Source organism: Flagellimonas algicida, from assembly GCF_049629585.1.
In the GTDB taxonomy this organism is placed as follows: domain Bacteria; phylum Bacteroidota; class Bacteroidia; order Flavobacteriales; family Flavobacteriaceae; genus Flagellimonas.
The window spans coordinates 1552915-1569949 of the sequence record NZ_JBMYIX010000001.1 but is presented as its reverse complement, the minus strand read 5'-3'; the positions used below and the strand labels follow the sequence as shown (position 1 = coordinate 1569949).

General features: G+C 44.1%; 18 protein-coding genes. 12 read left to right on the top strand and 6 right to left on the bottom strand.

What is annotated here, in order from left to right; genetic code table 11:
* Positions 1-47: 47 nt before the first annotated feature.
* The 6 genes from ACPD8L_RS07025 to ACPD8L_RS07000 all read left to right on the top strand — a co-directional run bounded on the left by ACPD8L_RS07025 (position 48) and on the right by ACPD8L_RS07000 (position 5040).
* Complete coding sequence (locus tag ACPD8L_RS07025) at positions 48-1088, top strand: quinone-dependent dihydroorotate dehydrogenase (protein ID WP_423942678.1); 1041 nt, start codon at positions 48-50, stop codon at positions 1086-1088.
* Between the two features lie 6 nt (positions 1089-1094).
* The gene (locus ACPD8L_RS07020) at positions 1095-1754 is read left to right on the top strand and encodes a LysE family translocator (RefSeq protein ID WP_423942676.1); all 660 of its coding nucleotides are present in this window, start codon (positions 1095-1097) and stop codon (positions 1752-1754) included.
* 21 nt (positions 1755-1775) lie between these two features.
* Entirely contained in the window at positions 1776-2639 is an 864-nt protein-coding gene (locus tag ACPD8L_RS07015; protein WP_423942674.1) for a hydroxymethylglutaryl-CoA lyase, read from the top strand.
* 118 nt (positions 2640-2757) lie between these two features.
* Positions 2758-3936 (top strand): hypothetical protein, encoded by a 1179-nt coding sequence (locus ACPD8L_RS07010; RefSeq protein WP_423942672.1) that lies wholly within the window; start codon positions 2758-2760, stop codon positions 3934-3936.
* Between the two features lie 76 nt (positions 3937-4012).
* Positions 4013-4543: an FMN-binding protein gene (locus ACPD8L_RS07005; RefSeq protein WP_181898205.1), complete on the top strand. Its 531-nt coding sequence runs from the start codon at positions 4013-4015 to the stop codon at positions 4541-4543.
* Positions 4543-5040: a hypothetical protein gene (locus ACPD8L_RS07000; protein ID WP_116218263.1), complete on the top strand. Its 498-nt coding sequence runs from the start codon at positions 4543-4545 to the stop codon at positions 5038-5040. The genes ACPD8L_RS07005 and ACPD8L_RS07000 overlap by 1 nt, the downstream gene beginning before the upstream one ends.
* Before the next feature lie 31 nt (positions 5041-5071).
* Here ACPD8L_RS07000 and ACPD8L_RS06995 read toward each other — a convergent pair whose 3' ends face one another.
* Positions 5072-5422, bottom strand: a complete 351-nt coding sequence (locus ACPD8L_RS06995; protein WP_116218262.1) for a DUF6686 family protein — start codon at positions 5420-5422, stop codon at positions 5072-5074.
* 146 nt (positions 5423-5568) lie between these two features.
* Here ACPD8L_RS06995 and guaB point away from each other — a divergent pair, with 146 nt between their 5' ends.
* The gene (gene guaB / locus ACPD8L_RS06990) at positions 5569-7041 is read left to right on the top strand and encodes an IMP dehydrogenase (RefSeq protein WP_116218261.1); all 1473 of its coding nucleotides are present in this window, start codon (positions 5569-5571) and stop codon (positions 7039-7041) included.
* 15 nt (positions 7042-7056) lie between these two features.
* Here guaB and ACPD8L_RS06985 read toward each other — a convergent pair whose 3' ends face one another.
* From ACPD8L_RS06985 to lysA, 3 genes are all read right to left on the bottom strand, one after another.
* A complete protein-coding gene (locus ACPD8L_RS06985; protein WP_116218716.1) occupies positions 7057-7572 on the bottom strand; it encodes a thioredoxin family protein in 516 nt (171 codons plus the stop codon).
* A 70-nt stretch (positions 7573-7642) separates the two neighbouring features.
* Positions 7643-8056, bottom strand: a complete 414-nt coding sequence (locus ACPD8L_RS06980) for a DUF3995 domain-containing protein (RefSeq protein ID WP_421809819.1) — start codon at positions 8054-8056, stop codon at positions 7643-7645.
* A complete protein-coding gene (gene lysA, locus ACPD8L_RS06975) occupies positions 8056-9294 on the bottom strand; it encodes a diaminopimelate decarboxylase (protein ID WP_293301764.1) in 1239 nt (412 codons plus the stop codon). The genes ACPD8L_RS06980 and lysA overlap by 1 nt, the downstream gene beginning before the upstream one ends.
* 161 nt (positions 9295-9455) lie before the next feature.
* Between lysA and ACPD8L_RS06970 the strand changes: the two genes are divergently transcribed.
* The 5 genes from ACPD8L_RS06970 (at position 9456) to ACPD8L_RS06950 (ending at position 13155) form a co-directional block, all read left to right on the top strand.
* Positions 9456-10094: an LON peptidase substrate-binding domain-containing protein gene (locus tag ACPD8L_RS06970; RefSeq protein WP_423942669.1), complete on the top strand. Its 639-nt coding sequence runs from the start codon at positions 9456-9458 to the stop codon at positions 10092-10094.
* Between the two features lie 128 nt (positions 10095-10222).
* Positions 10223-11416: an ADP-forming succinate--CoA ligase subunit beta gene (gene sucC / locus ACPD8L_RS06965; RefSeq protein ID WP_421809818.1), complete on the top strand. Its 1194-nt coding sequence runs from the start codon at positions 10223-10225 to the stop codon at positions 11414-11416.
* Positions 11417-11754: 338 nt separating this feature from the next.
* The gene (locus ACPD8L_RS06960; protein ID WP_293301759.1) at positions 11755-12090 is read left to right on the top strand and encodes a hypothetical protein; all 336 of its coding nucleotides are present in this window, start codon (positions 11755-11757) and stop codon (positions 12088-12090) included.
* A gap of 121 nt (positions 12091-12211) precedes the next feature.
* A complete protein-coding gene (locus ACPD8L_RS06955; RefSeq protein WP_116218255.1) occupies positions 12212-12613 on the top strand; it encodes a TerB family tellurite resistance protein in 402 nt (133 codons plus the stop codon).
* Between the two features lie 116 nt (positions 12614-12729).
* A complete protein-coding gene (locus tag ACPD8L_RS06950; protein WP_293301755.1) occupies positions 12730-13155 on the top strand; it encodes an Hsp20/alpha crystallin family protein in 426 nt (141 codons plus the stop codon).
* A gap of 102 nt (positions 13156-13257) precedes the next feature.
* Here the strand turns inward: ACPD8L_RS06950 and uvrB are convergent, their stop codons facing one another.
* Both uvrB and ACPD8L_RS06940 read right to left on the bottom strand, forming a co-directional pair.
* Complete coding sequence (gene uvrB / locus ACPD8L_RS06945; RefSeq protein WP_423942667.1) at positions 13258-15246, bottom strand: excinuclease ABC subunit UvrB; 1989 nt, start codon at positions 15244-15246, stop codon at positions 13258-13260.
* Between the two features lie 49 nt (positions 15247-15295).
* On the bottom strand, positions 15296-17026 hold the full coding sequence (locus ACPD8L_RS06940) for a T9SS type B sorting domain-containing protein (protein ID WP_421809815.1): 1731 nt from the start codon (positions 17024-17026) through the stop codon (positions 15296-15298).
* Between the last annotated feature and the right edge of the window lie 9 nt (positions 17027-17035).

Here is a 17035-nt window from a genome sequence, read left to right as displayed (position 1 = left end):
GCTGTGTTCTGTTTTAAGAGTTTTTATTTTTGTTGAAAATCTGTTGAATGTATAAGATCCTCATCCGCCCAATCCTGTTTTTGTTTGACCCGGAAGCAGTGCACCACTTTTCATTTTGGGCCATAAAACTGTTTTCGAGATTGGGGTTGGGACCTTTGTTCAGAAGTATTTTTGAAGTAAGGAATCCCAAGTTGGAACGAGAGGTTTTTGGAATAAAATTTAAGAATCCCGTTGGTTTGGCCGCTGGTTTTGACAAGGATGCCAAGCTCTACAATGAATTTTCCGATTTCGGCTTTGGTTTTGTGGAAATAGGTACACTCACGCCCAAACCGCAGCCTGGAAATCCCAAGAAAAGATTGTTCCGGTTGCGACAAGACAAGGCTATCATCAACCGCATGGGATTTAATAACAAGGGGGTTTTTGAGGCGGTGGAGCAACTCAAGAAAAAACACAGGGTAATCGTTGGGGGAAATATTGGAAAGAACAAGGTCACCCCCAATGATCAGGCCATTAAGGACTACCTCATCTGTTTTGAAGCCCTATTTGATCATGTGGATTATTTTGTGGTCAATGTGAGCTCACCCAATACGCCAGGTTTGCGAGAACTCCAAGATAAGGAACCTTTGACCAATCTTCTGAAAAAGTTAAAAAGACAGAACAGTAAACAGGCCAAAAAATCCAAGCAAAAAGAAAAACCAATCCTTTTAAAGATTGCCCCGGACTTGACCAATGATCAGTTGTTGGATATTATTGATATTGTTGGGACCACTGAAATTGATGGGGTCATTGCTTCAAACACCACTATTTCCAGGGAAGGTCTAAAATCCCATCTTATACTTACAGAGGAAAAGGGGGGACTTAGCGGCAAACCCTTGACCCAAAGGAGTACGGAGGTCATTCGGTTTTTGGCGGAAAAGAGCAACAAGGCATTTCCCATTATTGGGGTAGGGGGCATACATTCTCCCGAAGATGCCCTTGAAAAACTGGATGCCGGTGCCGATTTGGTCCAGTTGTACACCGGGTTCATCTATGAAGGTCCTGCCCTGATCAAAAAAATCAACAAGGCCATTTTGGCCCGCACATCCTAAGACAAGATGCAACATGTGTTCCTGCTGAGCCCTGAGACCATAAATTATCCCATTCTGATTGGGTTTTTGGTGTCTTCAGCGGCTTTGGCCATTTCCCCGGGACCGGACAATATATTTGTGCTTACCCAGAGCATATCCAATGGAGTCAAGGCCGGGTTGGCCACGGTAGCAGGTTTGGTGAGTGGATGTTTGGTGCATACCACTTTGCTGGCTTTTGGTGTGTCAGAGGTTATAAAACGAAGTGACGGTCTGTTTTTGGGCATCAAGCTGTTTGGGGCGGCCTATTTGGTGTATTTGGCCATAAAAGTATACAGAAGTGACGCGTCCATTCTTTTGGATAAGGAAAAGCAACCATCCCAAGGTCCTTTTAAACTGTTCAAGACCGGTTTTGCCATGAATGTGCTCAACCCCAAGGTTACCATCTTCTTTTTGGCATTTTTTCCTGGATTTCTGTTCAGTGAAACATTGGGAACCGTAATGCAGTTCTATATCCTTGGTCTGCTCTTTATGCTGGTGGCCTTCATTATTTTTGGAACCATTGCCGTATTGGCAGGAAGCATTTCAACCTATTTGATGCGCCATCCCAAGGCAGGTATTTCCCTGAAATGGGTTCAAATTGTAGTTTTTTTGGGAATCGCCATTTATCTATTGCTATCGGATAAATAGTGGTAATTTTACAGGCAACCTATGTCAAAGATCAAGCTCATAGAATGTCCAAGGGATGCCATGCAGGGCATCAAGACCTTTATTCCCACTGAGGAGAAAGCAAGGTATATCCAATCCCTTTTAGGCTGTGGTTTTGATACGTTGGATTTTGGCAGCTTTGTCTCCCCCAAGGCCATTCCGCAAATGCAGGATACCGCAGAGGTGTTGGCACGGTTGGATCTTACCAAGACCAAAAGCAAGCTCTTGGCCATTGTGGCCAATATTCGGGGTGCCGATGATGCATGTCAGCATGAAGCCATTAAGTATTTGGGATTTCCTTTTTCAATTTCCGAAAACTTTCAAATGCGAAATACCCATAAGACCATAGCACAATCGGTGGATACCCTTAAGGGTATTCTGGAGTTGGCCAACGCCCATAACAAAGAAGTGGTGACGTATATTTCCATGGGATTTGGGAATCCTTATGGTGATCCTTGGAACGTTGAGATAGTAGGGGAGTGGACCGAAAGATTGGCCGCCATGGGCACTAAAATCTTGTCCCTTTCCGATACCATTGGGAGTTCCACCGCAGAGACCATTTCGTATTTGTTTTCCAATCTTATTCCCAAATATCCGGATATTGAATTTGGCGCCCATTTGCATACCACCCCGACCAAATGGCATGAAAAAGTGGATGCCGCCTACAAAGCAGGTTGTAGACGCTTTGATGGGGCGGTACAAGGCTTTGGAGGTTGCCCCATGGCCAAGGATGAACTCACCGGGAATATGCCCACCGAGAAAATGCTTTCCTATTTTACCACGGAAAAAGCGGACACCGGTGTGAACTGGATGGTCTTTGAAGCCGCTTACAACAAGGCGACCGAACTTTTCTCCGCCTACCATTGAGGTATTCAACGTATTTACTCCTAAACGTTACGTCTTTAATTTTATTTAAACTAAGTCTAATTAAATTTGGCTGCTTCGTAGTGTAGAAATATATTTGCCGCGCAATTATTGAAACACCATGAAACAAACAACAATTCTATTTGCTTTACTATGTGCATCATTCACGTTCGCACAGACCAAAACCGACTCGATCCAGTTGGATCCACAGAAACAGATCAACGCCGCACAGCGTTTACTTTCAGGGAACTATGCTTCTGCAGTGACCGTAGGGGCCTATGGTGAAATGCTGTACAATCAGCCTGAAGGGGATAACGGGGAACTGGATGTGCAACGTCTGGTACTCCTTTTCGGATATCGCTTTGACGACCGTACCCAATTTGTTACGGAAGTGGAGTTTGAGCATGTTGAAGAAGTTTTTATAGAACAAGCTTTTGTAAACTATAATGCGGCTCCCAATCTTAACATCCGAGGAGGTTTGATGTTGGTACCCATGGGAATTATCAACGAGTTCCATGAACCCACCACGTTTAATGGAACGGAACGTCCTGGTTTGGACAATTCCATTGTTCCCACCACTTGGCGTGAGCTTGGGGTAGGGGTAACCGGAAGGTTCAACTCCATTTCCTTGGGATATCAGGCTTATCTTTTTAATGGGTTTAAATCCACTGAAGCCGATGGAGAAGGCGGTGTGGCCGGAAAATTGGGTGGTTCCAGTGGCCTTCGGGGAGGAAGACAAAAGGGAATCCAATCCACCATTGATAGCCCTAACCTATCCACAAAATTGGATTACTACGGCATTCCCGGACTGCGTTTGGGCTTTTCAACCTATTTTGGACGTACCCAGGCCGATGACGATGTAGAGGAGTTTGATGGGGCAGATATAGGTATCGCCATGTTTGGATTGGATGCCCGTTATGCGTATCAAAACTTTACGGCAAGGGGACAATTTATCCATGCTTCGTTATCGGATACCGATGCCTATAACGATTTGACCGGAAGTAATCTGGGAAGTGCCTTGCAGGGTTGGTACTTGGAAGGAGCTTATAATGTCCTCCCAGCCGGAAATAGACAAAAACTTTTTGCTTTTGCCCGGTACGAGATGTACAATACCCACGCGGATACCGAAGGAGGTTTGGTGAAGAATGAAGCTTATGACCGAACTGATGTAACCACGGGATTGACCTACCATATTGCACCAGGAGTGGTGGTCAAAGGTGACTATCAGTTCCGAAGCAATGCCGCGGATAACTCGGATGTACAGGACCGATTGAACTTTGGAATAGGAGTTTGGTTCTAAAAAAATATAGACAGGGCGGATGTAATATTCCGCCCTGTTTTTATTCATAATGAGTCTAAATTAATATATTTGTGGGATGAAATCGGCAAAACCATATGTAGTTATTCCCCTTGTTTTGATGCTCCTTGCATTCACCGCTCCCAAAGAGGTGAACAAAAGGGTGCTCAAAGAAGTGGAAAAGACCTTTGAAGTTGTGGATTTTGCCCTGCAACCCATTACCATCCCAAACGATTTGAATGCGCAGCTCCCCACCAAAATTTCTGGGGAAAATTTATACCAGATTACTGTTGGAAACGCAATTTTGGGTTATGCATTTTTTGACCAAGCCCCAAGTAAGACTGCAAATTTTGATTATTTGGTGCTTTTTGATGATACCGTGAAAATCATCAACACAAAAGTACTGGTGTACCGGGAAGAATATGGAGGTGAGATTGGGAGTAAAAGATGGTTGAAGCAATTTTTAGGAAAAACAGGCGGGGACCGTGTGAATCCTGAGACCAACATCGACGCCATATCCGGTGCCACCATTTCGGTAAATTCCATGACCCGGTCCATGGACAACCTGCTTCAGACCATTGGAATACTTCAGGATAAAGGACATCTGTAATGGTATATAACGGTCTATTGTCCACTTTTCCCAAAGAAATACGCCTGTTCATAGGCACTTTTGTGGTTATACTTTCCATTGGGTTCTTCACAGGATTGCTCTTCATCAAGGAAACCGATTCCACTTCGCCCGCAGGCATTGAGGAAAATTATTTGGGCAACGAGGAAGACGAAGAGGCAACGGTGATGAAGTTCAAGAAGGGTGATCGTGAGATGCTCACCATTGTGCATACCCACATTTTGTCCATGTCCATGATCTTTTTTTTGTTGGGTGGATTGCTATGGTTGACCCACTTGCCTAAAAAATGGAAACTTTTTTTGACCATCGAGCCCTTTCTGTCCGTGATTTTAACCTTTGGAGGAATTTATCTCATGTGGAAGGGCATATCTTGGTTTAAGTATGTGGTCATTTTCTCCGGGGTATTAATGACCCTTACCTTTAGCTGCTCTGCAGCTGTGGTTTTGTGGCAGTGTGCCAGACCCTCCCAAAAGCGATAAGCTTTGGAGGGCAACTGATTTCCAGAACCTGTTAGTTTTCAATAAATCGATAATCAATATCGTGGTACCCGATAAGTTCCGGTCGGGGCTTTTTATAGCGTAACAATTGTTTTATTTCGAACAGTTCTTCCTTGTTCACTAGGATGATAAAGTGCTTTTTACCTACGGAAATGGGAATTTTACGTTGTTGGGACCAATGTCTCAATTGTTTTTCCCAATACGATGCATCCAATTGGAGGATGTATTCCTTGAACGCTTCCAGTTCCCATTCGTATAATTCAAAACATAGGTTGTTGAAAATCAATTGGAAGAGTTTACTTCGGTTACAAAAGGTCAGTATACCATTCTTGGATTGGTCCAGAATAATCAGGGATTCACACATAATAATTGCATTAGGTGATAAAGATATCAATTATTTATAATAAGTCTAAATAAAAATAAATTAGATCTCAGGTGAACCAAATGTGAAAAGAGATAGATATGAATTAAAAAGGTGGTATATTTGCACGCAATTAATTCGTAATTGCAATGGAAGCCCACCTTAACAAAATTGTTGGCGAAGGATTGACCTATGATGACGTCCTACTTGTGCCAGCCTACTCCGAAGTACTTCCCCGGGAAGTCAATATCCAATCCAAGTTTACTAGAAACATTACCATTAATGTTCCCATTGTTTCTGCAGCAATGGACACGGTTACCGAATCGCGCATGGCTATTGCCATGGCCCGCGAAGGAGGAATTGGGGTCTTACATAAAAATATGACCATAGAGCAGCAGGCGCTTAAAGTCCGTAAGGTAAAAAGAGCGGAAAGCGGCATGATCATGGACCCAGTGACCCTTCCCCTGAACTCTAAGGTAAGGGATGCCAAGGCCAACATGAAGGAACACAGTATTGGGGGTATCCCCATTGTGGACGACAACAAAAAGTTGATCGGGATTGTGACCAATAGGGATTTGCGTTTTGAAAAAAACAACGACCGTCCCATTGGGGAGGTCATGACTTCGGAGAATTTGGTCACTGTGGGAGAGGGAACCTCATTACAGCAGGCTGAGGTCATCCTTCAAGAAAACAAGATTGAAAAACTACCCGTGGTGAACGACAAAGACGAATTGGTCGGTCTCATTACGTTTAGGGACATTACCAAGCTGACCCAAAAGCCCATTGCCAATAAAGACCAGTATGGGCGTTTACGGGTGGCCGCTGCCATTGGGGTAACCGCTGATGCAGTGGAAAGGGCAGGTGCCTTGGTAAATGCTGGGGTGGATGCCATTATTATCGATACAGCACACGGTCACACCAAAGGTGTGGTCAGTATTTTGAAGGAAGTCAAAAAATCCTACCCAGAACTTGAAGTGGTTGTGGGCAATATAGCTACTGGTGAAGCCGCCAAGTATTTGGTGGAAGCCGGTGCCGATGCGGTAAAAGTGGGCATTGGGCCAGGCTCCATTTGTACAACCCGAGTGGTGGCAGGTGTCGGATTCCCACAGTTTTCCGCGGTTTTGGAAGTGGCAGCCGCCATCAAGGGCACAGGGGTTCCTGTAATTGCTGACGGTGGGATACGATATACGGGTGATATTCCCAAAGCCATTGCGGCTGGTGCCGATACGGTGATGTTGGGCTCCTTGCTGGCAGGTACCAAGGAATCCCCAGGGGAAACCATTATTTATGAAGGGCGAAAGTTCAAGTCGTACCGAGGCATGGGCTCCGTTGAAGCCATGAAATCGGGTAGTAAGGACCGTTACTTCCAAGATGTGGAGGACGATATCAAAAAACTCGTTCCCGAAGGTATTGTGGGCCGAGTACCCTACAAAGGCGACCTATACGAAAGCATGCACCAATTTATTGGTGGTCTCCGTGCCGGAATGGGCTACTGTGGCGCCAAGGATATTGAAACCTTGAAAGAAACAGGAAAGTTTGTGAAAATCACTTCCAGTGGAATCCATGAAAGTCATCCGCATGATGTGACCATCACTAAGGAAAGTCCAAATTACAGTAGGTAATAAGAGTAGTTGGGTTTATTTTCCGGCATACGTTTGCCAATCCTTATCCTTGTAGATATTGTCCCCAAAATAACGGGCAATTTGAAGGAACGGCTCCACTTTTTGGTATCCGGGTACCGGGGAGAGCATTTTTAAATCCTCATCCAAAAAGACTACTGTGGGATAGCTCATTTTTCCTTGCAACAGGGCTGCGGCAAATTCATGATAGCCTCTTCTTCCAGAAGGGACAAACTTGAAGGTCTTCCCTTGGAATTCGATGGGGTCTTTGCCTTCGGCGTCCAATTTTACCATGTAAAAGTTATCCTGCATATAGGTGGAGACTTCAGGGTTTTGGAAAGTATCCTTATCCATTTTTTTGCACCATCCGCACCAATCGGTGTATACATCGATGAATATTTTTTTGGGTTGGGCATCGGTTTGGGACAATTGCACGGCTTCTTCCCAAGACATCCAATTGATATCCTGTGCTTGGGCTTGAAACCCTACAAAAAGAAGAAACAATAAACTGATTTGGGTAAAAATTGTGCGCATAGTGCTTTTGTTTTGAGGTATTGGTCTACCGATCATTACAAAACTAACGAAAATTGTGCCAAAAAAGTATTCAACCCCACATCTCCAAAATGAAGATAAGTACAGCGACCATCAAGGTCAATGGGGAATAATACCTTGTATCCATGAATGCAAAATTTGTGCTTTTCACGGATTTGAAAAAACCTACATATTTAAAATCCCCAATGGTCCTTGCCAAGAACAGAAAACCTATTCCCATCGAGACGTAGGTCAACCCTTCAACATGGATGAATTTCAAAGCCTTGTTAAGGTAAACGGATGCAAAAAGCGCTAGGAACAACCCTACGAGAAGCGTGCCCACCTTTCCGGGCTTCATCATTAATTTACCTTCTTCAGTAGTGGGGAGTACCTGGGTAGGATCCTTGATACCAAAAAGAACCCAATACAGATGCAATCCGGAAAGGAAGATGAATATGGTGGCAACTAGCAGGGCTATGACCTCCATTATTTTACGACCTCCTTTTTGGGCGCCTCAAAAAGTTCCTTTACATCCACCTGGTTTTTGAGGATGTCATCAAAGGTTTCCCTTTCTCGAATAAGATGCGCTTTGTCGTTGTACCATAAAACCTCCGCAGGTCTGAACCTCGAGTTGTAGTTGCTGGCCATGGTAAAGCAATAGGCCCCGGCATTTTTAAAGCACAGAATATCGCCTTCGGAAATTTCATTGATCCTACGATTGCTGCCAAAAGTATCCGTTTCGCAGATATAGCCTACCACAGAGTAGTACCGCTCCCTTCCTTTGGGGTTGGAAATGTTGACAATCTCATGTGTTGAGCCATACAGCATAGGGCGTATCAAATGGTTGAATCCTGAGTCTACGCTGGCAAAAACTGTGGAGGTGGTCTGTTTTACCACATTCACCTTGGCCAAGAAGTATCCGGCCTCGCTCACCAAGAATTTACCGGGTTCAAAGGCCAACGTGAGCTCTCGACCATATTCGGCACAAAATTCATTGAACCTAGCAGTCAATTTTTTGCCTAATTCCTCTACATTGGTATGAATGTCCCCTTTTTTATAGGGAACCTTAAATCCACTGCCAAAATCAATGAATTCCAAATCCTTGAAGTTCTTGGCCGTTTCAAATAGGATTTCCGAGGCGTAAAGGAATACATCAATGTCCAAAATATCACTTCCGGTATGCATGTGGATACCGTTTATGGTCATATTGGTGAGTTCCACAATACGGAGCAAATGTGGAATTTGGTGTATGCTGATGCCAAATTTGGAGTCGATATGTCCTACGGAAATTTTTGAATTCCCTCCCGCCATTACGTGGGGATTGATCCGAATGCAAACTGGAATATCCGGATGCTTGCTTCCAAACTGCTCCAAAATGGATAGGTTGTCTATATTGATTTGAACCCCAAGCGCCGCAGCCTGCTCAATTTCTTCCAAAGAGACCCCATTGGGTGTGAAGATGATGGATTCAGGGGCAAAACCTGCCAAAAGTCCCAACTTTACCTCTTGAATGGAGACCGTGTCCAGACCGCTTCCCAAATGGTTCATGAACCTTAGGATACTGATATTGGACAGCGCTTTGGCGGCATAATTCAATCTAAGATTGGATACGCCTTCAAAGGCTTGGGTCAATCTGTGGTATTGCGAAGCTATCTTTTCAGCATCGTAAACGTAAAGTGGAGCCCCGAACTCACCTGCGAGCTTCAATAAATTTTTGGAATTCATATCATTAGTCTTTCGCGCAAAACTAAGCCTTGTACTTGGGTTGTACAAGAATAAAAGCGCTGTAAATATATTTGTAACAAATTGTTTTAAAAATAACAATCGGTGTTTTTTTGGACTTGCTCTTTTGGGTTTCGCATTGTACATTTAGGCAAACTCCAACAATGAGACTACCGCTATTTCCTTTGCAATCTGTTTTTTTTCCTGGCGAGACCGTTCCGCTCCACATTTTTGAAGAGCGGTATAAACAGTTGATCAATGATTGTAGAAAGGAAGCGATCACTTTTGGGATTCCTGTGTTCATCAACGATACCCTTTCCTATGGTACCGAAGTGCAATTGGTCGAGGTAGTGACCACATATGACAATGGGGAAATGGATGTGGTCTGTGTGGCCCGGCAAGTATTTAAAATACTTTCCTTTGAGAACCAGATGGAAGGGAAACTTTATGCGGGTGGGGACGTTGAGTTTTTGGATATGGAGAGCACTGCTGATGAAAATCTGAGGACGGAAGTGTTGGTTATGGTAGAGGAGTTGTACGACCTCATGGATGTGCCCTTTACCCAAATTTCCCCGAAACAATTCAGTAGTTATACCTTGGCCCATAAAATGGGACTCTCTTTTGAACAGGAATATGAACTGCTACAAATCTCCAACGAGACCGATCGGCTGTTGTTCATCAAAAATCATTTGGAGTCCACCACGGCTGTTTTAAACCAAGTAAACCGCACCAAGGCTGTCATTGAAATGAATGGACATTTCAAGAATTTTGATCCATTGGACTTCGAGGACTTTAAAATTTGACGGGATAATCCTATAAAATCCCATCTAATTGTTATAGTTGTGGCCTTAGAGGGCAATTATTCTTTTTTCATCTTCTATTTCTCGGTGGGGTTTTCTATTTTTGTCGGCAAACAAAAGTTAATTCACAGATGAATCTTCACGAATATCAAGGAAAAGAAATTTTAGCCAGTTTTGGGGTAAGGATACAACGCGGAATTGTTGCCCGAAATGCCAATGAAGCGGTAGATGCCGCCAAACAACTTACGCAGGAAACGGGTACCGGATGGCACGTAATCAAAGCCCAGGTACATGCAGGAGGCCGTGGTAAAGGTGGAGGCGTTAAGCTGGCGAAGAACTTGAAAGAGGTTGAGGAATTGGCAGGGAACATTATTGGAATGAACCTGGTTACGCCGCAAACATCTGCCGAAGGTAAAAAAGTGCACCAAGTTTTGGTTGCCGAGGATGTATATTACCCTGGGGATAGTGAGACCAATGAGTTTTATATGTCTGTTTTGTTGAATAGGGCTTCAGGAAGAAATATGGTCATGTACTCCACAGAAGGAGGAATGGATATTGAGGAAGTGGCCGAAAAGACCCCTCACTTGATCTTTACCGAAGAAATTGATCCAGCAACTGGACTTTTGCCTTTTCAGGCAAGACGTATTGCCTTTAACCTAGGGCTTTCCGGAACTGCATTCAAGGAAATGGTAAAATTTGTCACTGCATTGTACAAGGCGTATGAGCAAAGTGATGCCAGTTTGTTCGAGATCAATCCGGTATTGAAGACCTCGGACGATAAAATTATGGCTGTTGATGCCAAAGTATCCATCGATGACAATGCATTGTACAGAAGAAAGACCTATGCTGAAATGCGTGACCTTCGCGAGGAAAACCCCATTGAGGTTGAAGCACGTGAAGTAGGATTGAACTATGTGGATTTGGATGGTAACGTAGGATGTATGGTGAACGGGGCCGGGTTGGCCATGGCCACAATGGATTTGATCAAGATGGCCGGCGGTGAGCCTGCCAACTTTTTGGATGTAGGAGGTACAGCTGATGCCAAAAGGGTGGAGGAAGCCTTTAGGATTATTCTTAAGGATCCCAATGTAAAAGCGATATTGATCAACATCTTTGGAGGTATCGTACGTTGTGATCGTGTGGCCCAAGGTGTAGTGGATGCCTATAAAAATATGGGCGATGCCATCAAGGTTCCTATCATTGTTAGGTTGCAGGGTACCAATGCGGAATTGGCCAAAGAAATTATAGATAACTCTGGACTGGCGGTACATTCTGCAGTACAGTTCCAAGAGGCCGCTGATAAAGTGAAAGAAGTTTTGGGATAATTTCCCTTTTGTTTCAAGATATGGGGCAACGTTTTTTTAACGTTGCCCTTTTTTATTTTATGCATTTTTAACTGTAATCCTTTTCCTATTTATCAGAAAACGGGAACTTTCTGTAAAAGTCTTTACCTAAAATAGAACCTATGGTGATAAGCTTTCAAAATGCATTTTGGAAAATGGAAAAGTTATGGATATTAAGCCAACGTTATAGGAATTAAACGTCGGTTAAATCATTCATGGAGGCATGGTCTTGGTTGATTTTGACAGTAATTTTGACTTGAATTTATATGTGAAATTCATTAGTAACACCATTCAAAATCAGTAAATCAAAAAACGAAACCATGAAAAAAATCAAAGTTGTTTCAATGATCCTAATGTTGTTTGCCACCATGTCGGTTTTTGCCAACTCAGGAGCAGACGTGAATCCCGAGGCGAGCCTTTGTGCACAAATCCGAGGGATGTTGAAAAAGAATTCCTTTAAGGTGGCCTCAGAAGATTGGACGGCCCAAGTTTTCTTTACCATCAATAAGGATGGTGAACTAGTAGTACTTTCTGTTGACACTGAGAACAGCAGTCTTGAAAACTTTATCAAAGGTAGGTTGAACTATCGTAAGGTGGATTTGGATAACATCCCTTCCGGTAAGGTTTTTACCCTTCCTGTGCGAGTTACCGCATAAGTCGGGCGAGAAATGTAAGCTTATTATAAAAAGCCTTGGGTAGTCCCCAAGGCTTTCTTATGTACTAAAAAGGGGGTTTTGGAGTTATGTAATAGAGGAACCTGTTAAATAGTGAGCGCCCATGGGTACCTACAAGGAAAAATTGAGTATTCTTTCGGAGATGATCGCCTTTGCAAGGGTGGATCATACTTTGAAGGAATCCGAATACCAATTTTTGCTCAAGGTCGCCACCAACCTTGGAGTCGAAAAAGAGGTCTTTGATCATCTTTTGAGTGAAAAATCCCCAAAAGTCATCCTTAAAACCCAAGCCGAGCGTATAGTCCAGTTTCACAGGTTGTTACTCTTGATGAACGTTGACCAAGAACAGCATAAAAAGGAGGTGAGCACCCTCTACAACATTGGTCTTCATATGGGGCTTCCTCCAGCTGCCATCAGTCAAGTTCTAGAGGTGATGCACAACTACCCCAATAAGGTCATTCCGCCAGATGTACTGATCAATATTTTCAAGGCACATTACAACTAACGACATATTGTCATAATTCTATGTTAAAAACATGTCAAAAAGGCATGAATTGACTAGTGGTATATAATTTGTCCTATGCATGGTGATTGAAAGTTTAACCTAAAAAATAAATCGCCATGAGTATAGTAAAAAGAAACAATCTGATTTTTCCATCCCTATTAAACGATTTTATGGGTCCTGATTGGCTTGGAGGTACCGATAAGTGGAACACTACGGTCCCTGCGGTCAATATTAAGGACAATGAAAAGGAATTTGAATTGGAGTTGGCTGTTCCTGGGGTCAAGAAGGATGATTTTACCGTAGAGGTAGACCATGATGTCCTTACCATTTCCAGCGAAATGAAATCTGAAAATGAAGAGACCAAGGACAACTACACCCGAAAGGAATTTTCCTATTCTTCCTTCAAAAGGGCCTTTACCTTGCCAGAAACCGTGGACGGTTCCAAAATCGATGCAAAATATGAGGATGGGATATTGAGGCTGACCTTGCCCAAAAAACAAGAGGCATTGCCCAAACCCAAACGATTGATTTCAATCGGGTAAGTAAAATATGAAGAGCACCAACTATAGGTGTTTCATGATGGTTGGATTAGTTGGTTAGTTAGTTGGCGCGCCCCTGCAGTATTGTTTGGGGCGCGCTTTCTTTTAGTCCTGTTCTTGGAGCATTTTTATCTCATCCCGTAGTTTGGCGGCTTCCATAAAATTGAGTTCTTTGGCCGCTTTTTCCATGGCCTTTCGCTTGTCCCGTATCAGTTTTTCACGTTGATCTTGGGTAAGGTACTCCAAATCGGGTTCCGCGGCCCGCAACTCTTCTTTTTGAAAATGATAGGTGGACACTGAGTTTTTGGCCAGTGCATTGTCCAGATTCTTTTTCAAGGCCTTCGGGGTAATGTTATGCTCCGTATTATAGGCCATTTGTTTTTCCCTACGATAATTCGTCTCATCAATGGTTTTTTGCATGCTTTCAGTAATCTTGTCCGCATACATGATGGCCTTGCCGTTGAGGTTTCTGGCGGCACGGCCCACAGTTTGGGTAAGGGAACGATTGCTTCGCAAAAATCCTTCTTTATCCGCATCCAAAATGGCCACTAGGGAGACTTCAGGTAAATCCAATCCCTCCCTGAGCAGGTTTACCCCGATGAGAACATCAAAAAGTCCTTTTCTGAGGTCCTGCATGATCTCTACCCGTTCCAAGGTATCCACATCACTGTGTATATAGCGACATCGGATGTCTATTCGAGCCAAATACTTGGTCAGTTCCTCGGCCATTCGTTTGGTCAGCGTGGTCACAAGGGTACGCTCGTCCAATTCCACACGTTGTTGGATTTCTTCCACCAAATCATCAATTTGATTGGCACTGGGTCGCACCTCAATGATGGGATCCAAAAGCCCCGTAGGGCGAATGACCTGTTCCACGTAAATGCCTTGGCTCAGTTCCAGTTCGTAATCTGCCGGAGTGGCACTCACATAGATAACTTGGTTTTGAAGGGTCTCGAACTCCTCAAATTTTAAAGGACGGTTGTCCATCGCAGCTGGAAGTCGGAATCCGTACTCCACCAGATTTTCCTTTCTGGAGCGGTCCCCACCATACATGGCGTGGACTTGTGGGATGGTCACATGGCTTTCATCGACCACCATAAGATAATCGTCCGGGAAATAATCCAACAAACAGAAAGGGCGGGTGCCGGGTTCCCTGCCGTCCAAGTAGCGGGAATAGTTTTCAATTCCGGAGCAATATCCCAGCTCTCGGATCATTTCCAAATCAAAATTCGTTCGTTCATCCAATCGTTTGGCTTCCAAGGGTCGACCAATCTCTTTGAAATAATCCACTTGTTTTACCAAATCGTCCTGTATTTGTCGAATGGCATTTTGGAGTATATCCGGGGAGGTAACAAACATGTTTGCCGGATAAATGTTCAAGGAATCATAGATTTCAATGACCTTATTGTTGAAGGGGTCCAGTGCTTCTATTTCCTCGATTTCATCCCCAAAAAAATGAATGCGGAAAGCATGGTCCGCATAACCGGGAAATACATCCACCACATCGCCCTTTACCCTGAAATTCCCATTTCTGAAATCTGCCGTGGTACGGGAATAGAGGCTTTGTACCAATTGTTTCAGGAATTTTGTTCGTGAAATCACCTGGTCCCTATGGATGGTAATCACGTTCTTTTGAAATTCAATGGGGTTTCCAATACCATATAGACAGGAAACCGAAGCGACCACCAATACATCCCTGCGCCCCGAAAGGAGGGAAGAAGTGGCGCTTAACCGGAGTTTTTCAATATCCTCATTGATGGAAAGGTCTTTTTCTATGTACAATCTACTGGTAGGAATATAGGCCTCGGGCTGGTAGTAATCATAATAGGATACAAAATATTCCACGGCATTGTTCGGGAAAAACTGCTTAAACTCGGAATACAGCTGTGCGGCAAGGGTCTTGTTGTGCGCCAATACCAACGTGGGCCGTTGTACGGATTCCACCACATTGGCCACGGTAAAAGTCTTCCCGGAACCGGTCACCCCTAACAAGGTTTGGTGGCGTTCATTGCCTTCAATACCCTCTACCAACTGTTTTATCGCCTGCGGCTGGTCGCCGGTAGGCTTAAAGTCTGATACTACCTGAAATTTCATAGGATAAAAATAGTAAAGGGAGAGGCTATAATAAAGCGAATGGGAAATATTATCGCTTTAGGGCAAAGTGTCCGTGAACTTCCCTGTTGGAGTCGTCAATGGCCTTGAACCAATATTCCCCGGCAGGTAACGGTCGCCCCCGGAAATTGCCGTCCCAACCGATTGAATTTTGGGAGATTTCCTTCAAAAGGGTGCCGTACCGATTAAAAATATAAATACGTTTCAGTATGATTTCATCCGCGTTGGGAGGTTGTATGAATTGCCAGAAATCATTGATGTTGTCCCCGTTGGGGGTGAAAAATTTGGGAAACCCTTCTACGGTAAGGTCTTGGGTGAATGTTTTTTCGGCGATGCCGCATCCGTTTTTATCCCTTACGTAAAAGGTATGCGAGCCCGGTTCCAATCCACTGAAAATATTACTGTTAGAATAGGGTCCATTCCTGTTGTCCACGGCATACTCGTAGTTTCCGGCCCCTGAGGTATGCACGGTAACTTGGAGTGAACTTGTATTCTCAACAAAGTCCAAACGGTCAATGGTCGGAGTTTCGGAAGAGACAACATTGAATTCCATGCTTGTAGGACATTCTATCTCATTGCCGTTTTGGGAAACCAAGGTGTAGGCTTCGTATCTATACGTTCCATGCTCTAGAATGGATGCTTCCCTTGTTTCGGAAATTAAGGTTTCCTGGCCAAACTGATCTATTTGAAACCATCTAAAGCCATCTGCATCATCACTTGAGGAAATGGATAAGGGGGCTTGGTCTTCGCAAAAGGATACGGTTTCCGGAAAATCGATTTTTGGGTTTAGGGTTACGAATTCCCCTGAATCTATATCCAAATAAGGTCCACAACCCAATAAAGTGGTAAAGCTTTCCTGAATGCATCCCAAGGCTTCACCTGCATCGTTGAAAGGAGTTACTTTGATAAAAAAAGTGTTGTTGGGTTCAAAGTCAATTACCAGCGTGGAATTGGTATAAAATGTGGCATTGTCCAAGATGTCCCTTTGGTTGGGTGATGACCCAATGGTTACCCGATACCCTATAGCGTCAGGAACTTCATTCCATTGCAGCAAGGGTGTAAGTGGCACGTTGATTTCACCATTGGGAGGATATATCATGCTGGTACAGTTGGGCAATTCCGAAACGGCACTGGTGGTGAACAGTTGGGAAGAGCAGCCTATGGCTTGCCCAATTCTATTATAGGGTGTTATGGTTACATGGATGGTCTGTTCCGGGGGTAGGTCATCAATAGGGTTGAAGGTCAATGTATTTCCCGCGTCAAAATTGTCCAAAATATCGGTGCCGCCAGCGGTAGTGCCCAAACTTATTCGGTACCCAGTGGCTCCAGACGCATAACCCCATGAGATGTTGGTGGAGGGGTTTATATTGATGTCCATATCCAAAGGATTGGTCAACTGGGTACAAGTGGGGGGTGAGGTCAATAGTCCGGTCCTAAATTGCCTACTGGGACAGGTAATGTTGGGTTGGTCAAAAAAGAACAAGGTAATGGTCACATAAATGTCCGTATCCTCCGGTAGCCCCAAGGGAGGGGTGTAGGATGTTCCCCCGGAAAATTGAGGAGTCAAGAGATCAGAGCCTCCCGGAGTGGTCCCCAAGCTAATAATGTATGCCTGTACATCCTCATCAGGTTGCCAACTGATAGTGGTATCCACGGGGACATTGGAGGAGCCTTCGGCCGGACTGACCAAGTTGGGGCAGACCTGCGCCTGTCCAAAGACCATAAAGGAAAAGGTGAAAAAAAAGAGTACTTTTTTTAACATCCAAGATGA

Excerpts from the sequence above, each read along its gene's own strand:
- ACPD8L_RS06955 (WP_116218255.1), top strand. The coding sequence starts at position 12,212 with ATGGGTACCTACAAGGAAAAATTGAGTATTCTTTCGGAGATGATCGCC.
- ACPD8L_RS07005 (WP_181898205.1), top strand. The coding sequence starts at position 4,013 with ATGAAATCGGCAAAACCATATGTAGTTATTCCCCTTGTTTTGATGCTC.
- sucC (WP_421809818.1), top strand. The coding sequence starts at position 10,223 with ATGAATCTTCACGAATATCAAGGAAAAGAAATTTTAGCCAGTTTTGGG.
- ACPD8L_RS06995 (WP_116218262.1), bottom strand. The coding sequence starts at position 5,422 with ATGTGTGAATCCCTGATTATTCTGGACCAATCCAAGAATGGTATACTG.
- guaB (WP_116218261.1), top strand. The coding sequence starts at position 5,569 with ATGGAAGCCCACCTTAACAAAATTGTTGGCGAAGGATTGACCTATGAT.
- ACPD8L_RS07015 (WP_423942674.1), top strand. The coding sequence starts at position 1,776 with ATGTCAAAGATCAAGCTCATAGAATGTCCAAGGGATGCCATGCAGGGC.
- lysA (WP_293301764.1), bottom strand. The coding sequence starts at position 9,294 with ATGAATTCCAAAAATTTATTGAAGCTCGCAGGTGAGTTCGGGGCTCCA.
- ACPD8L_RS06960 (WP_293301759.1), top strand. The coding sequence starts at position 11,755 with ATGAAAAAAATCAAAGTTGTTTCAATGATCCTAATGTTGTTTGCCACC.
- ACPD8L_RS06940 (WP_421809815.1), bottom strand. The coding sequence starts at position 17,026 with ATGTTAAAAAAAGTACTCTTTTTTTTCACCTTTTCCTTTATGGTCTTT.
- ACPD8L_RS06970 (WP_423942669.1), top strand. The coding sequence starts at position 9,456 with ATGAGACTACCGCTATTTCCTTTGCAATCTGTTTTTTTTCCTGGCGAG.
- ACPD8L_RS07025 (WP_423942678.1), top strand. The coding sequence starts at position 48 with ATGTATAAGATCCTCATCCGCCCAATCCTGTTTTTGTTTGACCCGGAA.
- ACPD8L_RS06985 (WP_116218716.1), bottom strand. The coding sequence starts at position 7,572 with ATGCGCACAATTTTTACCCAAATCAGTTTATTGTTTCTTCTTTTTGTA.
- uvrB (WP_423942667.1), bottom strand. The coding sequence starts at position 15,246 with ATGAAATTTCAGGTAGTATCAGACTTTAAGCCTACCGGCGACCAGCCG.
- ACPD8L_RS07020 (WP_423942676.1), top strand. The coding sequence starts at position 1,095 with ATGCAACATGTGTTCCTGCTGAGCCCTGAGACCATAAATTATCCCATT.
- ACPD8L_RS06980 (WP_421809819.1), bottom strand. The coding sequence starts at position 8,056 with ATGGAGGTCATAGCCCTGCTAGTTGCCACCATATTCATCTTCCTTTCC.
- ACPD8L_RS07010 (WP_423942672.1), top strand. The coding sequence starts at position 2,758 with ATGAAACAAACAACAATTCTATTTGCTTTACTATGTGCATCATTCACG.
- ACPD8L_RS06950 (WP_293301755.1), top strand. The coding sequence starts at position 12,730 with ATGAGTATAGTAAAAAGAAACAATCTGATTTTTCCATCCCTATTAAAC.
- ACPD8L_RS07000 (WP_116218263.1), top strand. The coding sequence starts at position 4,543 with ATGGTATATAACGGTCTATTGTCCACTTTTCCCAAAGAAATACGCCTG.